Source organism: Marinagarivorans cellulosilyticus (genome assembly GCF_021655555.1).
Classification (GTDB): domain Bacteria; phylum Pseudomonadota; class Gammaproteobacteria; order Pseudomonadales; family Cellvibrionaceae; genus Marinagarivorans; species Marinagarivorans cellulosilyticus.
This window is the reverse complement of record NZ_AP023086.1, coordinates 4,361,291-4,375,251: the sequence shown is the minus strand read 5'-3', so window position 1 is coordinate 4,375,251 and position 13,961 is coordinate 4,361,291. Positions and strand designations below refer to the sequence as shown.

Genomic DNA, 13,961 nt, shown 5'->3' with positions numbered 1-13,961 from the left:
TAGCAATCGCTACGAGCGGTCCTTAGTGAATGCGCTAAATTTCGTTTATTGCTGCGAGAAAATCTTATGCTTTACCTATTTCTTGATATTGATGGCGTGCTGCGGCCCGATTCTAAGCCCAATAATTATGTTTTGTCCAATCACCTTTTAGGCAGCCTTTACCAAGTCGTTGCTTTAACTGACGGTAACCTCAAAATCGTTGTTACCTCTAGCTGGCGCCTGGTGATGGATCGCGCCTCAATCGCTAAAAAGCTCAAGTTGCCTGCTAATATGGTTGAGGTTATGCCGGTACTGGATGATGAGAATGCTCGAGGTGGTGGGGTGATCGCTTACATGGCTAAAGTATATGCCGAGAAGGGCGAAACACCTTTTATGGCGCTAGATGATCAGCCGGATCTGTACGAGGGGTTTTGGGATGGAGTGTTGTTCCCTTGTGAGCCGGATTCAGGATTCGATGATGGTGTTCTGGCGCTGCTCAAGAGTCGGCTCTCTCAAAAAACTGCGTTGTTCAAAGCCTGCGCTAGCCTAATGTTGTAGTGCTGAGTGACGGCTTCCATATTAAGGTGCGCTATAAAAAAGGAGCGCTTTTTAATTTTGATGTTTATTTAAAGGCTTTTTTATCGTACATCTACTCACAAGTTTTATTAATTAAATAAGAAATTTCCGTTAAGTTTTTGATACTACCACCTGCAGTTGGTGAGGTACGGTTTAAATGCAAAGCCGAAAATCCAAATTCGATGGGTCCCGTATAGTCTGCATCTACGGTATCGCCAACAAACAAAACCTCATCGCGTGAAGCTGATGTTAAGCTAATAACGTGATCATAAATCTTAAATTCCGGCTTAACGGCGCCCACCTCGCAGCTCAAAGAAAGATCAAAACTAAAATTGGCTAAATGACGATCGATTACGGCGCTATAGGGAGTGGCCAAATTTGAGCAAAGAGCCAGGTCAATTCCGAGTGCTTTAATATTTTCGAGTGTGCTCTCAACATCATTGTAAAGAGATGTGCATTCAACCTCTTTGACGATATCGTTACTTATTTCCTCAATAAGTGACTGGGGGACTGTGATGCCCAGTGCGCTAGCGATGTCGTCAATAGATCCCGGCGTAGTCATTATCGTGCGAGCGTCCGACGATGTTGGCCGGCGACCGTTATTGCGAGCCCATATAAGGAGTTTACGAAAAGGGTGGCGATAAATGCCTGGACAAATTAGCGTTCCAAACAGGTCAAAAACCATCAATTTAGGTTTTATCGTTAAAGGTGGGGTGTTCATGGGGTGGGGTGTCCTGGCGAAAGTAGCGTTGCTATTTTAAGCCTATTTTCTGCCGGCTGTGCGCAATGTTTTATTGATTCTGATGACTGGTTGAATGGCTTGAGTTGCCGCGCGACCATACTTCGGTTTTGTTTCCTGCTCCCAGCGAAAAATAGTTTCGCTGCGCGAAGCATTACCATGATGTATGCAGATTCACGGCTCTGAATGCATGCGTCATTTTGTATGGGGCAGGCGAAGCGCTAGCGTGTTTGTTTGTGCGTCCCTATTTATGCGCCACTAGGTTGCCCTTGGTGTTTCTGGGGGCCAAATAGGGCTAGTCAGTAGCTTGTCGTTGGGTATACTTCATAAAAATAATTACCGATAAGCAAATAATTTTATGTCCTCGATTCTTGTTTCATGGGTGGGTAAGGCGGATTGCGACTGTGCCGGCACCCCCGGTTCGCCTGGGCCGTTGCACCGTATTTTACAAGCCGAATTTTTTGAAGAGGTCCACCTGTTATCTGGCTACCCCAAGCGCGATACAGAAGCGCTTCTGCGCGTAATAGAGGGCGTTGTCGATAACATCGTGCTTCACTCAGTTAAGCTGAAAAGCCCGATTCATTTTGGCGATATCTATCACGCGCTCGATGGCGTGCTTAGTGAGCTGAGTCAAAAACACCAGCACGCTCAGTTCACCATTCAATTAACGTCTGGCACGCCGGCTATGTCTGCCGTCTCCATTCTGGTGGGTAAAACCAAGTACGCTGCGCGTTTTGTGCAAGCCTCTCGAGAGCAGGGTGTCCAGATCGAAGATATCCCTTTCGATATCGCCGCCGACTTCCTGCCTGCCATTTCAAAACGCCAGGATCAAAAACTGGAGGGCCTGTTCGCGGGCCTCGCACCTAATACCGCGGCTTTTGACGATATCCTTTCGCAAAGTGCGGTAATGGCAACGCTTAAGCAAAAAGCTGCCATCTTGGCCCAGCGCGATGTGCCGGTACTTATTTACGGCGAAACGGGTACCGGTAAAGAGCTGTTCGCCAAGGCTATTCACAATGCCAGTGCGCGTGCCGCCAAACCGATGCTTGTACTCAACTGCGGCGCTATTCCGAAAGATCTTATTGATGCAACGCTGTTTGGTTATACCAAGGGGGCTTTTACTGGTGCAATTAAGGACGCCTCAGGCTTTTTTGGTGATGCCAATGGCGGCACGTTGTTTCTCGATGAATTCGGCGAGTTGCCGCTGGATGCTCAAGTTCGCTTGTTAAGGGTGTTGCAAGAGGGTACCTATACTCAGGTTGGCTCAACGGTAGCAAAATTTACTGACGTGCGAATTATCGCGGCGACTAATAAAACCTTAATGGATGAAGTGGCCGCAGGGCGGTTTCGCGAAGATCTGTTCTACCGGGTGGCCATTGGTGTGCTTCACTTGCCACCGCTTCGTGAGCGTTCTGGCGATTTACTGCTACTTGTTAACAATATCTTAGGTAAAATCGCCAGCGAGACTAACGCCAGTGCTAAAAAAGATAAAGCGCAAAGCAAAGGCGAAAAACATAAGAAAATTTCCGTTAAAGCAAGAAAACTTATTCAAGGTCACCCTTGGCCAGGCAATGTAAGAGAGCTACAAGCGACTTTACTGCGCGCCACCCTATGGCACAGTGGTGATACCTTGTCGGATGAAGATATTCGAGGGGCGTTGATAAGCACTACGCCGCACAAGGCGGGAATACTCGATATGGATGTGTCTCAAGGTATTGATTTAAATGAACTTTGTGATGATGTGGTACGGCATTACGTGCCCCTGGCACTGGACGCTGCACAAGGTAAAAAGAGCAAAGCGGCGGAGTTGCTAGGCTTGAATAACTACCAAACGCTAGAGAATAAAATGAAGAAGTTGAATCTTATTTAAGAATTGGCACAGCCTTCGCTATTAGGTTGTTATGGATAGAATAATTTTTATGAAATCAGTTAACTTTGAGTTTTTGCGCCCCGACAATGATCTGCTCGCCAATTTGGGTGGGCTTTCAGAGGCCGTACTTTATGTCGACCCCGGTAGTGCATTAACGCGCTTACGCAGCTTTGCAGAGGAACTGACCAAAGCTATTTATAAAGAGGAAGTCCTACCGCGCATGCCGCAGTCCTCTTTTTACGAGCTGGTTAAAAACGCCGTATTCGAAAACTGCGTTAGCAAGTCACTGATCCATCAAATCAACTTTTTGCGCGTCCAAGGTAACGAAACGGCCCACGGTTGCGAAGGTGAACTGCGTAATGCGCTAATGGCACTGGGTACTGCGCACCAGCTCGCCATGTACATGGCCATTAAATATTACGGCAAAACAAAAGATCAGATTCCAGCCTTTGAGGATGTCAAAGACCCAACGGCAACGCTCAACCAATTGCAAAAATCTGTATCCATCTATCAAAAAGAGCTGCAAAAGCAACAAGAAGAATTGCAGCAGGTCATGGATCAGTTGGAGCGCGAGCGCACTAAAAATATCGAAAAACTCGATCCACCCGCTGGGCCGGATCAACAAAAGCGCAAGCAGCAAAGTCAGCAAGTTGCCAGCAGCTTGCAGTGGAACGAAGCCAAAACACGGGCACTGTTAATCGACGCCATGCTACTAAAAGCCGGGTGGGATATTAATACTACCGACGAAGTCGGCCAAGAGGTCGAGGTTGATTTCCCAAACAATCCCTCGGGTAAAGGTTTTGTCGATTACGTGCTCTGGGGCACAAACGGTCAACCCCTAGCTGTTATAGAGGCTAAAAAATCCAGCGCCACCAATTTACAGGCCGGCCGTGAACAAGCGCGCCTCTACGCCGATGCCTTAGAGCGTATGGGTTATCAGCGCCCCGTTATTTTTTATTCAAACGGTTACGAAACCTTTATTTGGGATGATCACCAATACAACACATACCGCCCCGTTTATGGTTTTTACAGCAAAGACAGTCTCGAATACCTGATTTACCAGCGCCATTATCGCGCTGCCGAGCTAGAGCGCCACAATCCAGAGCTAAGCATTGCCGATCGGCCCTATCAAATTGAGGCCATTAAAACGGTTGCTGCGCACTTTCAAAGTCAGCGTCGCAAGGCATTAATTATTCAAGCTACGGGTACCGGCAAAACCCGGGTGGCCATTGCATTGGCCGAGCTACTATTACGCACTGGTTGGGCCAAGCGGGTGTTGTTTTTATGCGATCGCAAAGAGCTGCGTATTCAAGCGGACGAGGCCTTTAAGCACAACCTACCCTCAGAGCCCCGCTGCGTAATTGGCGAGGCCAATAAAATCGACGAAACGGCACGCGTTTATATTTCTACCTACCCCGGCATGATGAACCGCTTCGCTCAGCTCGATGTGGGCTTTTTTGATTTAATCATTGCCGATGAATCGCATCGCAGTATTTACAATAAATACCGCGACTTATTCGACTACTTCGATGCACTTCAAATAGGCTTAACGGCCACACCGGTAAAATTTATTAGTCGCAATACATTTACTATTTTTGATTGCGAAACCACGGACCCAACCTTTGAGTTTGGCCTAGATGCCGCTATCAACAACGAGCCGCCATACCTCGTCCCATTTCGCGTCAAAGACTTAACCACTGACTTCCTGCGCGACGGTATTCACTACAACGATTTAACTGCAGAGCAGCAACGCCAGCTCGATGAAGACCTCGGCCGAGAAGAGGCGCAAAACACCACCATTGCCGGTAAAGATATTGGCCGCAAAATTTTTAGTGAAGATACCGACCGTATCATTCTCGAAAATCTCATTAATAACGGGATCAAAGACGATACCGGCTCCCTCGTGGGTAAAACCATTGTTTTTGCTCAGCGCCAAGATCACGCCGAACACCTCGAAAAACTCTTTTGCAAACTCTACCCGCAGTACGGCACCAAAGTCTGCAAGGTGATTCACAACGGTATTCCCCATGTCGAAAGCTTAATTAAAGAATTTAAAAAAGCCGATAACGAATTCCGCATCGCCATATCGGTAGATATGCTCGATACCGGCATAGATGTGCCCGAAGTCGTCAATCTGGTGTTTGCTAAGCCCGTTAAATCGATGGTTAAATTTTGGCAAATGATTGGCCGTGGCACGCGCTTGTGCCTCAACCTGTTTGGCCAGGGCAAGCACAAAAGTGAATTTTTAATTTTCGATCATTACGGCAATTTCGATTTTTTTGAGCAAAAATATCAAGAGCCAGAAGACACCGGCAGTAAATCCCTATTGCAAACCACCTTTGAGGCTCGCCTGCAGCTAGCGCAAGCAGCTTTACAGCGTAACCATGCCCAAGCCTTTGATGCATCAATCGCGCTTTTACTGGCCGATATTAACGATCTGCCCGATACCAGTATTGCCGTTAAGCGCGAACTGCGCGTAGTGCATCAGCTTCAACAAACCGATTTACTGCAAACATTGGATGCCCGAACGCAGCATCTGCTGGCCAATACCCTCGCGCCGCTCATGTCGGCAAGGGTACTGCGCGACAAACACGCCACCGCCTTCGACAAGTTAATCGCCACCATCCAGTGTTGCTTAGTAGAGCAAGCCAGCTGTTTTGATGATGGCCGCGATCAGCTGCTGTTGGAGGTCGATAAACTCGCCATTAATATTCAGGCCGTTCGCCAAAAGGATGCCGTCATAGCCGAACTGCGCAGCGCCGTTTTTTGGCAAAACCCCAGCATCCAAAAGCTAGAGCATGTACGCAAAGAATTGCGCGGTATCATGAAGTACCGGCAATCGGCTGCGGGTGGCATTTATGCCATGCCGGCCACCAAAGCGGGCGATACGGGGGTGCAAGAGAGCGAGCGCGAAGTTAAAATTGCCGGCGCAAACGAGGCCATGCTTTACCGGCGCCGGTTAAAAGATATTCTCGATCAAATGATCGATGCCAATCCAATCCTACAAAAAATTCGCCAAGGCCAAGCCATTGCCGAGCCAGAGCTAAAAACCCTTACCTCTATTATTCTTACCAGCCACCCGGGCGTAAGCCTAGAGGTATTAAACGACTTTTATGGCCGCACGGCAGATCAGCTTCACATAACAGTGCGGGAGCTAATAGGGTTAAACCCACAAATATTAGAGGCCCACTTTCAAGCCTTTTTACATGCCCACCCCAGCCTTACCGCTCAGCAAGTGCGCTTTATGAACTTGCTAAAAAACTACATTGCCCAGCATGGCTCCATCGTTATTGACAAACTTTACGACGCGCCCTTTACCTCCGTTTCCCACGAAGGCATAGATGGTGTATTCAATGCCGATGACGTCAACGAGCTGGTCTCTGTGCTCAAGCCCTATTTAAAACAGGACATGCAGCATGACAGTTAAAAGCCTATTTCGGTCAACCTGTGCAGGGAGGACGCGTGCTGGTTGCTTTGCGCGGCGCTATCGGCAGACAGGGTCAGCAAGCAGGCCGAGCTATCCACGGTACATATATACCAATAGGTGTTTTATATGTACCAAGTGATGGTTTATATTAACCACCTATTGGTACATTTGGTTGACTAACGGGGTTGAGTAACCGGATCGAGTAACGGAGTTGGGTATGTTTGTGCTTAAAGGGCTGCTGCGAGCCGAATCGCAGGAAAACGCGTTGGTGTATCTTATGTTGCGCGGCGAAGGGTACGCCCGTGCCATAGCCGCCTTTTACGATATGCCGGTCAACCCTATGCAAAAGCAATTAGCAAAGCTGGAAGAAGACAGCGTTATTGTGAGTGAATTAATTGGCCGTGTGCGCAACTATCGCTTAAACCCGCGTTACCCCTTTACCGAGCAACTCACCGCGCTGTTAAAAGCCGCCGTGGCTGCGTACCCGGTGGAGCTAAAAAACCGCTTATTGGTGCAGCGCACCCGCCCGCGCCAGGCGGGTAAACCCTTGGTTAAGGCGCAACGCTCTAAAAGTGAAGGCGAATAATGGATTTTAGTCGCACCAATATGACGGAGCTGGCGGGCATTATTGCTAACCACCTAGCCGAGCATAAAATAGCCGTAGTACTGGTGGGCGGCCTTGCGGTAGAAATCTACAGCCAAAACCTCTACCTCACCAAAGACATCGACATGGTCAACACCAGTTACACCCCCGCCAAAACCTTGCAACTCGCTATGGCCAAACTCGGCTTCAGTAAGCAGGGGCGTGTATTCGTCAACAGTACCACCGAGGTCACTATCGAATTTCCGAGTGCGCCACTGTCAGTGGGGGACGAGTTGATTACGCAGACCACTACCATCCCTACAAGCCATGGTGATATACCCATTCTCACCGTTGAAGATGTCGCCAAAGACCGTTTAGCGGCCTTTATCCATTGGCAAGACATGCAATCAATGGTGCAGGCCACCGCTGTTATGCTCAAACACCAGCTTAAGCCAGACTATTTTCGTGCCTTTATCAAGCGTGAAGGCAACACAAAGCACTACACAATACTGCAATTGCTGTTCGCTGCCGGCAAACAGGGCGATGTCACCATGCAAGCGCTGGAAACCAGTTTGGCAGACATACTGCTGCAACAATATTAACAAGAGAACCCTATGCTAACAGGCCAAATACGTAACGATATCGACAAGCTCTGGGAGAAGTTCTGGACTGGCGGCATCACAAACCCCTTAACCGTTATCGAGCAAATCAGCTACCTTATGTTTGCCCGCATGCTGGATATGCAAGAAGACAACGCCGAGCGCAAAGCCGCGCGCAGCAAAAAAAGCGACTTCGACCGCGTATTCCCCAATACCTCAAAAGGCCAACTACTGCGCTGGAAGAACTTTAAAAACCTCAGCGGTAAAGAGCTACATAAACACCTTAAAAACGAGGTATACCCCTTTTTTGCAACCCTGGGTCATAAGTCGGAACAAAAAGACGGCCTAGGCGGCAAGGGCAGTGCTATCGAGGCCCTGGGCCATATTGGCGAATACATGCAGGATGCCGACCTAGAGATTAAAAACGAATCGGTACTGGTTAGCGCAGTAGAGATGGTCGAAAACCTGCCACTCACCCAAAGCGATGTAAAGGGCGATATTTACGAATACCTGCTGAGCAAGCTCACAACCGCCGGTATTAACGGCCAGTTTCGCACCCCCCGCCATATTATTGATGCCATGATCGAACTCATCGATCCACAGCCCACCGAAAGCATTTGCGACCCAGCCTGCGGTACCGCAGGTTTTCTTGCTCGCACCATGGAATACCTCAATAAAACTTATTCCAGCGAGGCCGGTATTTTTGCCGACGAAGAGGGCAATAAACACTTTACCGGCGATTTATTAGAGCCTTACCGCAAGCACATCAATACCCAGATGTTTTGGGGTTTTGATTTTGATACCACCATGCTGCGCGTTAGCAGTATGAACATGGCCCTGCACGGCGTAAATGGCGCCAATATTCTCTATCAGGATTCCCTCAGTAAATCCATTAAAGAGAACTTTCCCCAACAAGAGCAAAACTTTTTTGATGTCATCCTCGCTAACCCGCCGTTTAAAGGCAGCCTAGACGAAACCAATACCAACCCCGATGTATTAGGTTTGGTTAAAACTAAAAAGACCGAGTTGTTATTTATTGCTCATATTTTACGAGCATTAAAACTCGGCGGCCGCGCCGCCGTTATCGTGCCGGATGGCGTGTTGTTCGGCTCCTCCAAAGCACACCAGCAATTACGTTCGGAGCTTATAGAGAATAATCAGTTAGAGGGCATTGTCAGCCTCCCCAGTGGGGTATTTAAACCTTATGCGGGTGTGAGTACAGCTATTTTGATTTTTACCAAAGGCGGCACAACGGAAAGAGTTTGGTTTTACGATTTAATGGCGGATGGGTTTTCCTTAGATGATAAGCGGGTACCGCTTAAGCCTTCAGTAAAAGATGATGACGTACAAGGAGGCACTAATACCGCAGGCGCAAGGAACGCTGGAGCGGTAAAGCGTGCACATGCCTTAGAAGGAGTCAATGACCTGCCGGATGCCATTGCCCAGTGGAAGAAGTACCGAACATTGATTGATAAAAATTCTCGTGCTGCGACCATTGATAAGCAGTTTGGCGACAAAGCGCAAAAAGCCTTTGTGGTCGATGCGGCAGATATCAAAGCCAATAAATATGACTTATCGATTAACCGCTATAAAGAAGTGGTGTACGAAGAAGAAACCTACGAGCCGCCTAAGAAGATATTGAAAAAGTTGAAAAAACTTGAGTTGGATATACTCAAGGATTTAGACGAGCTAGAGGCCATGCTGTAATGAATAAACCCTCAGCAAAAAAAATAGCCCTAGCGCATAACGACGATTATAAGGGCTGGTTAAGCACCCTTAAAAAACGCTTTATGCAAACACGCGTGCAAGCAGCCGTTAAGGTAAACCAAGAGCTGTTGCAATTTTATTGGCAGTTGGGCGAGCAAATCGTAGAAAAGCAGAAAAACAGTACTTGGGGCGACGGTTTCTTAACCCAGCTCAGTCAAGACTTGATGCACGAATTCCCCGACATCAAGGGTTTTTCGTTGCGTAATCTTAAGTACATTCGCCAATGGGTTCAGTTTTGGCAGGGCGCACCGGAAATTGGGCAACAAGCTGTTGCCCAATTATGCCAAATCCCCTGGGGGCACAATATAGCCATTATGAGTAAGTGCCCAAGCGTTACCGAGGCCCACTTTTATCTTGCCAGCACCTTGCAATACGGCTGGAGCCGAAATGTGCTCATCCACCAGATCGAAAGTGGCTTGTACCAGCGCGAGGGCAAAGCCATCACTAATTTCGAGCAAACCTTGCCGCCGCTGCAATCAGACTTGGCGCAACAAAGCTTAAAAGACCCTTATGTTTTTGACTTTTTGAGCCTTACGGATAATTACAACGAGCGGGAGCTGGAAAAGAGCTTGGTTAAGCATATTACCCAGTTTTTATTAGAGTTAGGCGCAGGGTTCGCCTATATGGGCCAGCAGGTACCTGTACCCGTGGGTGATAAAGACTTTTACTTAGACTTGTTGTTTTACCACACTAGGCTGAGTTGCTATGTGGTGATAGAGCTGAAAACAATAGACTTTGAGCCAGAGCATGCCGGTAAGCTTAATTTTTACATTAACGCTGTGGATGCGCAGCTCAAAAAAGACAGCGATCAACCCACCGTTGGCCTGTTGTTATGCCGCAAAAAAGATAAGTTGGTCGCCGAGTATGCATTAAAGGGGATAGAGACGCCTATAGGGGTTTCGGAATATCAACTGACTCAGGCCTTGCCGGATAACTTAAAGGCCAGCTTGCCGAGTATTGAGGAGATTGAAGCCGAGTTTGCTAAAGATGTGGCGAATGAGTTGGGGGAAGGGAATGAGTAGTTTGAATAGCGTAAGTGGGCACGGTGCAGGGGAGCCACTGCCAAGGCAATTGCTGGGCACGCTGGGCCTACAGGTAAGTGCTAATCCTGAAAATGCAGGAGTATTCTTGCAGGATAAAACACAAAAAGCCTTTGTGGTGGATGCGGCGGATATCAAAGCCAATAAATACGACTTGTCGATTAACCGATATAAAGAAGTGGTGTACGAAGAGGAGGTGTATGAAGCCCCTAAGGTAATACTGAAAAAGTTAAAGGATCTGGAGAAAGAGATTCTCCAAGATTTAGACGAGTTGGAGGCAATGCTATGAGCATGAACTTCGACTTGATTTGGATGATGACGTGCACGACTGCATGGATGCAGGAGGTAGAGCAACGTCTGGAACGGTTGCCGATGGATGCACTAATGTCGCGATTGAATGGAATCAATGGAGCGACGCTGGAGGGGATGCTCTGATGGTGGCTCTAGCTGACTTGGTAGATATTCGAGGGGGAGGAACCCCGAGTAAAAAAGTAGCAGAGTATTGGGGCGGATCGATTCCTTGGGCTTCTGTTAAAGACTTTAAATCATCTGAACTTTCTATTACTCAAGATTGTATAACCGAGTTGGGAGTTAAAAATTCAGCGACTAATGTCCTTCCTGCCGGGACTATCGTAGTTCCAACGAGGATGGCGTTAGGTAAGGTCGCTGTAACAGCCACCAATATGGCAATAAACCAAGACTTAAAAGCGCTATTAGTTAAAGATGAAAGAGTATTAGATAAGCGCTATTTGTTACGTTTTTTGGAGTCTAAATCTGATGAAATTGCTAAACAAGGGAAAGGAGCGACTGTAAAAGGTATCACTCTTGATGTTTTACGTGAGCTGGATGTATACCTTCCATTTCCTAATAATGCCGAGAAAAGCCTAAAAGAACAAAAACGCATCGCCGCGATCCTAGACAAAGCCGACGCCATCCGCCGCAAACGCCAAGAAGCCATCCAACTCGCCGATGATTTTTTACGGTCTGTGTTTTTGGATATGTTTGGTGATCCGGTTAGCGTAGATAAAGTTTCCTTTGGTGATGTTGTCGCAATTGATGCGAAGATGGTGGACCCTAGAGAAGATGCATATATTGATTTAGTCCATATTGGTCCAGATAGGATTGAAAAAGAAACTGGTATGTTTTTACCTGCCTTAACCGCGCGGGAGGAAGGGCTGATTAGTAAAAAATTCCTTTTCGACGAACGACACGTGCTTTATTCGAAAATCCGACCATATCTTCGAAAGTGTGCCTTGGCAAATAATGTTGGTCTGTGCTCCGCTGATATGTATCCCATACGAGCGATTGATGGAAAAACAACGCGTGAATTTATATGGATGCTTTTACTATCTGAACAGTTCTCTCATTATACGGAAACTCTGCCTGATCGTGCGAGCATCCCTAAGCTTAATCGCACCGAGCTGGCATTGTTTGAGTTCTCACTACCAAAATATGAAAGTCAGGTTAAGTTTTCAAAAGTGGTTAACTCAGTTTTATCGATGAAAAGTAGGTATGCAATTGAAGTAAGTAAAGAGAACCTACTGTTTGGTAGCTTAAGCCAAAAAGCCTTTTCAGGAAAACTATAAGTAAGGATATATCAATATGAGCCAACATTCCTTCAAAGTCGATACACGCTTGGCCTTATTGTTAAGCGAAAATTACCGCTCACCCGAAAAGGCTCTGAAGGAGTTAGTTGATAACGCATGGGATGCCGAAGCAGACGAAGTGCGTATTACATTGCCGGGTATTGTCAGTAAAGAATCTATCGTCGTTGAAGATAGCGGCACAGGCATGACTTTGGCTGAGCTACAAAGTGAATATTTGAACATCGCCAGAAACCGCCGCGACCGCAGTGGTGACTTTACTCCAAGCAAACGTAGAAAAGTAAAAGGTAGAAAAGGAATTGGCAAGTTCTCAGGCTTAATGATCGCCTCGGCTATGACGCTGGAGACTTGGGCTAGAGGGAGTCGTTCGGAGTTTCGTTTAGACAAAGCACTTTTGGATAGCCACGAAGGCTTGCCCGAAATGCCGCTTGAAATTACAGAAACTGCGAGCACAGAGTTGGCTCAGGGCACACGTATAACGTTAAGCGATTTACATCAAAACATACGCTTTCCTGATGAAACTCGCCTTAAGCAGGTTTTGATTGCAGATTATGGCAGAGAAGATGGTTTTAATATTATCATCAATGGAAAGCCACTGGGGGTTGATGACCTTCAAGGTGAATACGTAGAGCAGCCCCTTAATTTGAATGAGGGTGAAGGCATTCTTCGCTGCACTGTTAGCGAGCAAAAACGCAAGCTAAGAAAGCCTGGTATATCCATACGTATTGATGGGAAAGTTGTGGGTGACCCATGCTTCTTTGGTTTGGATCAAGCTGATGATATACCAAGAAAGTTACTCGATAAGTGCTTTGGTGAAATTGAGTTAACCGGGCGATCTAATGACGTGACGGCAGATTGGGGTGCGTTGATAGAAGGCAGTAAAACAGAACTAGATCTGCTTGAGTGTGTTCAGCCTATATTGCGTGAGCAACTGAAAAGCGTGTACGGCCAAGAAATGCATTTGGCGCAAGCTCGCCTGCGAAAAAAGGCAAAAGAAAGAATTGCCAAACTCCCAGAAAATAGACGCGACTTTGCTGAGCTAGCTATTAAAAAAATACTCGATAAATTTTATCAAGAACCAGAATCTAAACTAGAGCCTATCGTTAGTGTTTTGTTAGATGCCCTTGAGCGAAGCGATTATAGAGTTGTACTCGAATTTATTAACGATGCTCGTCATTCCGAGGTGGCTAAATTTGCGGAGGCGTTGGAAGAGTTTGGCCTTGTGGAGTTAGCACTAGTTGCAGAGCAGGCTACCCATCGATTACGTTTTTTAGATTACCTAGAAGAGATTTGTTCCAAGAAAGAGACACTAGAAAAACATGTTCACCGAGCAATAGAAAAGAATCTGTGGTTGTTTAGCCCGGAGTACAGTTTGTTTAGCTCGGATATCACACTTAAGCGACAAGTAGAAGAATATCTAGGGCGCAAGTATACCGGCGATAGAGCCGATAAAAGGCCTGACCTATTTTTGACTCAAAATTTGAACGGCGAAAGGCTGCTTATTGAATTTAAGCGCCCAAATCACTCGCTACGATTCGAAGACTACCAACAAGCGACAGCTTATCGAAATGACTTTCACCAAAATGGTATTGATCAACAAATTAATGTGATCTTGATAGGTGGGAAGCGAGGTAATGACTTGTCAGTACAAAACCTGCGTGAACCCAATGTAAAAATCATAATCTTTGACGACCTTATCTGTGCTGCGCGACGGCAGTATCAGTGGCTACTTGAAAAGTAGACGAACTTACCGTTGTGAGTGTAAGTATCCATATAA

11 protein-coding genes are annotated in these 13,961 nt (G+C 46.9%); 10 read left to right on the top strand and 1 reads right to left on the bottom strand.

What is annotated here, in order from left to right; genetic code table 11:
- Window positions 1-66: 66 nt before the first annotated feature.
- Window positions 67-537 (top strand): HAD domain-containing protein, encoded by a 471-nt coding sequence (locus MARGE09_RS17880; RefSeq protein ID WP_236984303.1) that lies wholly within the window; start codon window positions 67-69, stop codon window positions 535-537.
- 91 nt (window positions 538-628) lie between these two features.
- Here MARGE09_RS17880 and MARGE09_RS17875 read toward each other — a convergent pair whose 3' ends face one another.
- A complete protein-coding gene (locus tag MARGE09_RS17875) occupies window positions 629-1,276 on the bottom strand; it encodes an HAD family hydrolase (protein WP_236984301.1) in 648 nt (215 codons plus the stop codon).
- A gap of 376 nt (window positions 1,277-1,652) precedes the next feature.
- Between MARGE09_RS17875 and MARGE09_RS17870 the strand changes: the two genes are divergently transcribed.
- From MARGE09_RS17870 to MARGE09_RS17830, 9 genes are all read left to right on the top strand, one after another.
- Entirely contained in the window at window positions 1,653-3,164 is a 1,512-nt protein-coding gene (locus MARGE09_RS17870; RefSeq protein ID WP_236984299.1) for a sigma-54 interaction domain-containing protein, read from the top strand.
- Window positions 3,165-3,213: 49 nt separating this feature from the next.
- Window positions 3,214-6,591: a type I restriction endonuclease subunit R gene (locus MARGE09_RS17865; RefSeq protein WP_236984297.1), complete on the top strand. Its 3,378-nt coding sequence runs from the start codon at window positions 3,214-3,216 to the stop codon at window positions 6,589-6,591.
- Window positions 6,592-6,808: 217 nt separating this feature from the next.
- On the top strand, window positions 6,809-7,177 hold the full coding sequence (locus MARGE09_RS17860; protein ID WP_236984295.1) for a winged helix-turn-helix domain-containing protein: 369 nt from the start codon (window positions 6,809-6,811) through the stop codon (window positions 7,175-7,177).
- Window positions 7,177-7,776: a hypothetical protein gene (locus MARGE09_RS17855; RefSeq protein WP_236984294.1), complete on the top strand. Its 600-nt coding sequence runs from the start codon at window positions 7,177-7,179 to the stop codon at window positions 7,774-7,776. The genes MARGE09_RS17860 and MARGE09_RS17855 overlap by 1 nt, the downstream gene beginning before the upstream one ends.
- Window positions 7,777-7,788: 12 nt before the next feature.
- Window positions 7,789-9,480: a type I restriction-modification system subunit M gene (locus MARGE09_RS17850; RefSeq protein ID WP_236984292.1), complete on the top strand. Its 1,692-nt coding sequence runs from the start codon at window positions 7,789-7,791 to the stop codon at window positions 9,478-9,480.
- On the top strand, window positions 9,480-10,562 hold the full coding sequence (locus tag MARGE09_RS17845) for a PDDEXK nuclease domain-containing protein (RefSeq protein ID WP_236984291.1): 1,083 nt from the start codon (window positions 9,480-9,482) through the stop codon (window positions 10,560-10,562). Before MARGE09_RS17850 ends, MARGE09_RS17845 begins: the two co-directional genes overlap by 1 nt.
- Complete coding sequence (locus MARGE09_RS17840) at window positions 10,555-10,869, top strand: hypothetical protein (protein WP_236984289.1); 315 nt, start codon at window positions 10,555-10,557, stop codon at window positions 10,867-10,869. Before MARGE09_RS17845 ends, MARGE09_RS17840 begins: the two co-directional genes overlap by 8 nt.
- Window positions 10,870-10,900: 31 nt before the next feature.
- The gene (locus MARGE09_RS17835) at window positions 10,901-12,166 is read left to right on the top strand and encodes a restriction endonuclease subunit S (RefSeq protein ID WP_236984287.1); all 1,266 of its coding nucleotides are present in this window, start codon (window positions 10,901-10,903) and stop codon (window positions 12,164-12,166) included.
- A gap of 16 nt (window positions 12,167-12,182) precedes the next feature.
- On the top strand, window positions 12,183-13,925 hold the full coding sequence (locus tag MARGE09_RS17830) for an ATP-binding protein (RefSeq protein ID WP_236984285.1): 1,743 nt from the start codon (window positions 12,183-12,185) through the stop codon (window positions 13,923-13,925).
- Window positions 13,926-13,961 lie beyond the last annotated feature (36 nt).

Coding starts and splice junctions, on each gene's coding strand:
- MARGE09_RS17860 (WP_236984295.1), top strand. CDS start 6,809: ATGTTTGTGCTTAAAGGGCTGCTGCGAGCCGAATCGCAGGAAAACGCG.
- MARGE09_RS17870 (WP_236984299.1), top strand. CDS start 1,653: ATGTCCTCGATTCTTGTTTCATGGGTGGGTAAGGCGGATTGCGACTGT.
- MARGE09_RS17840 (WP_236984289.1), top strand. CDS start 10,555: ATGAGTAGTTTGAATAGCGTAAGTGGGCACGGTGCAGGGGAGCCACTG.
- MARGE09_RS17880 (WP_236984303.1), top strand. CDS start 67: ATGCTTTACCTATTTCTTGATATTGATGGCGTGCTGCGGCCCGATTCT.
- MARGE09_RS17865 (WP_236984297.1), top strand. CDS start 3,214: ATGAAATCAGTTAACTTTGAGTTTTTGCGCCCCGACAATGATCTGCTC.
- MARGE09_RS17830 (WP_236984285.1), top strand. CDS start 12,183: ATGAGCCAACATTCCTTCAAAGTCGATACACGCTTGGCCTTATTGTTA.
- MARGE09_RS17845 (WP_236984291.1), top strand. CDS start 9,480: ATGAATAAACCCTCAGCAAAAAAAATAGCCCTAGCGCATAACGACGAT.
- MARGE09_RS17850 (WP_236984292.1), top strand. CDS start 7,789: ATGCTAACAGGCCAAATACGTAACGATATCGACAAGCTCTGGGAGAAG.
- MARGE09_RS17875 (WP_236984301.1), bottom strand. CDS start 1,276: ATGAACACCCCACCTTTAACGATAAAACCTAAATTGATGGTTTTTGAC.
- MARGE09_RS17855 (WP_236984294.1), top strand. CDS start 7,177: ATGGATTTTAGTCGCACCAATATGACGGAGCTGGCGGGCATTATTGCT.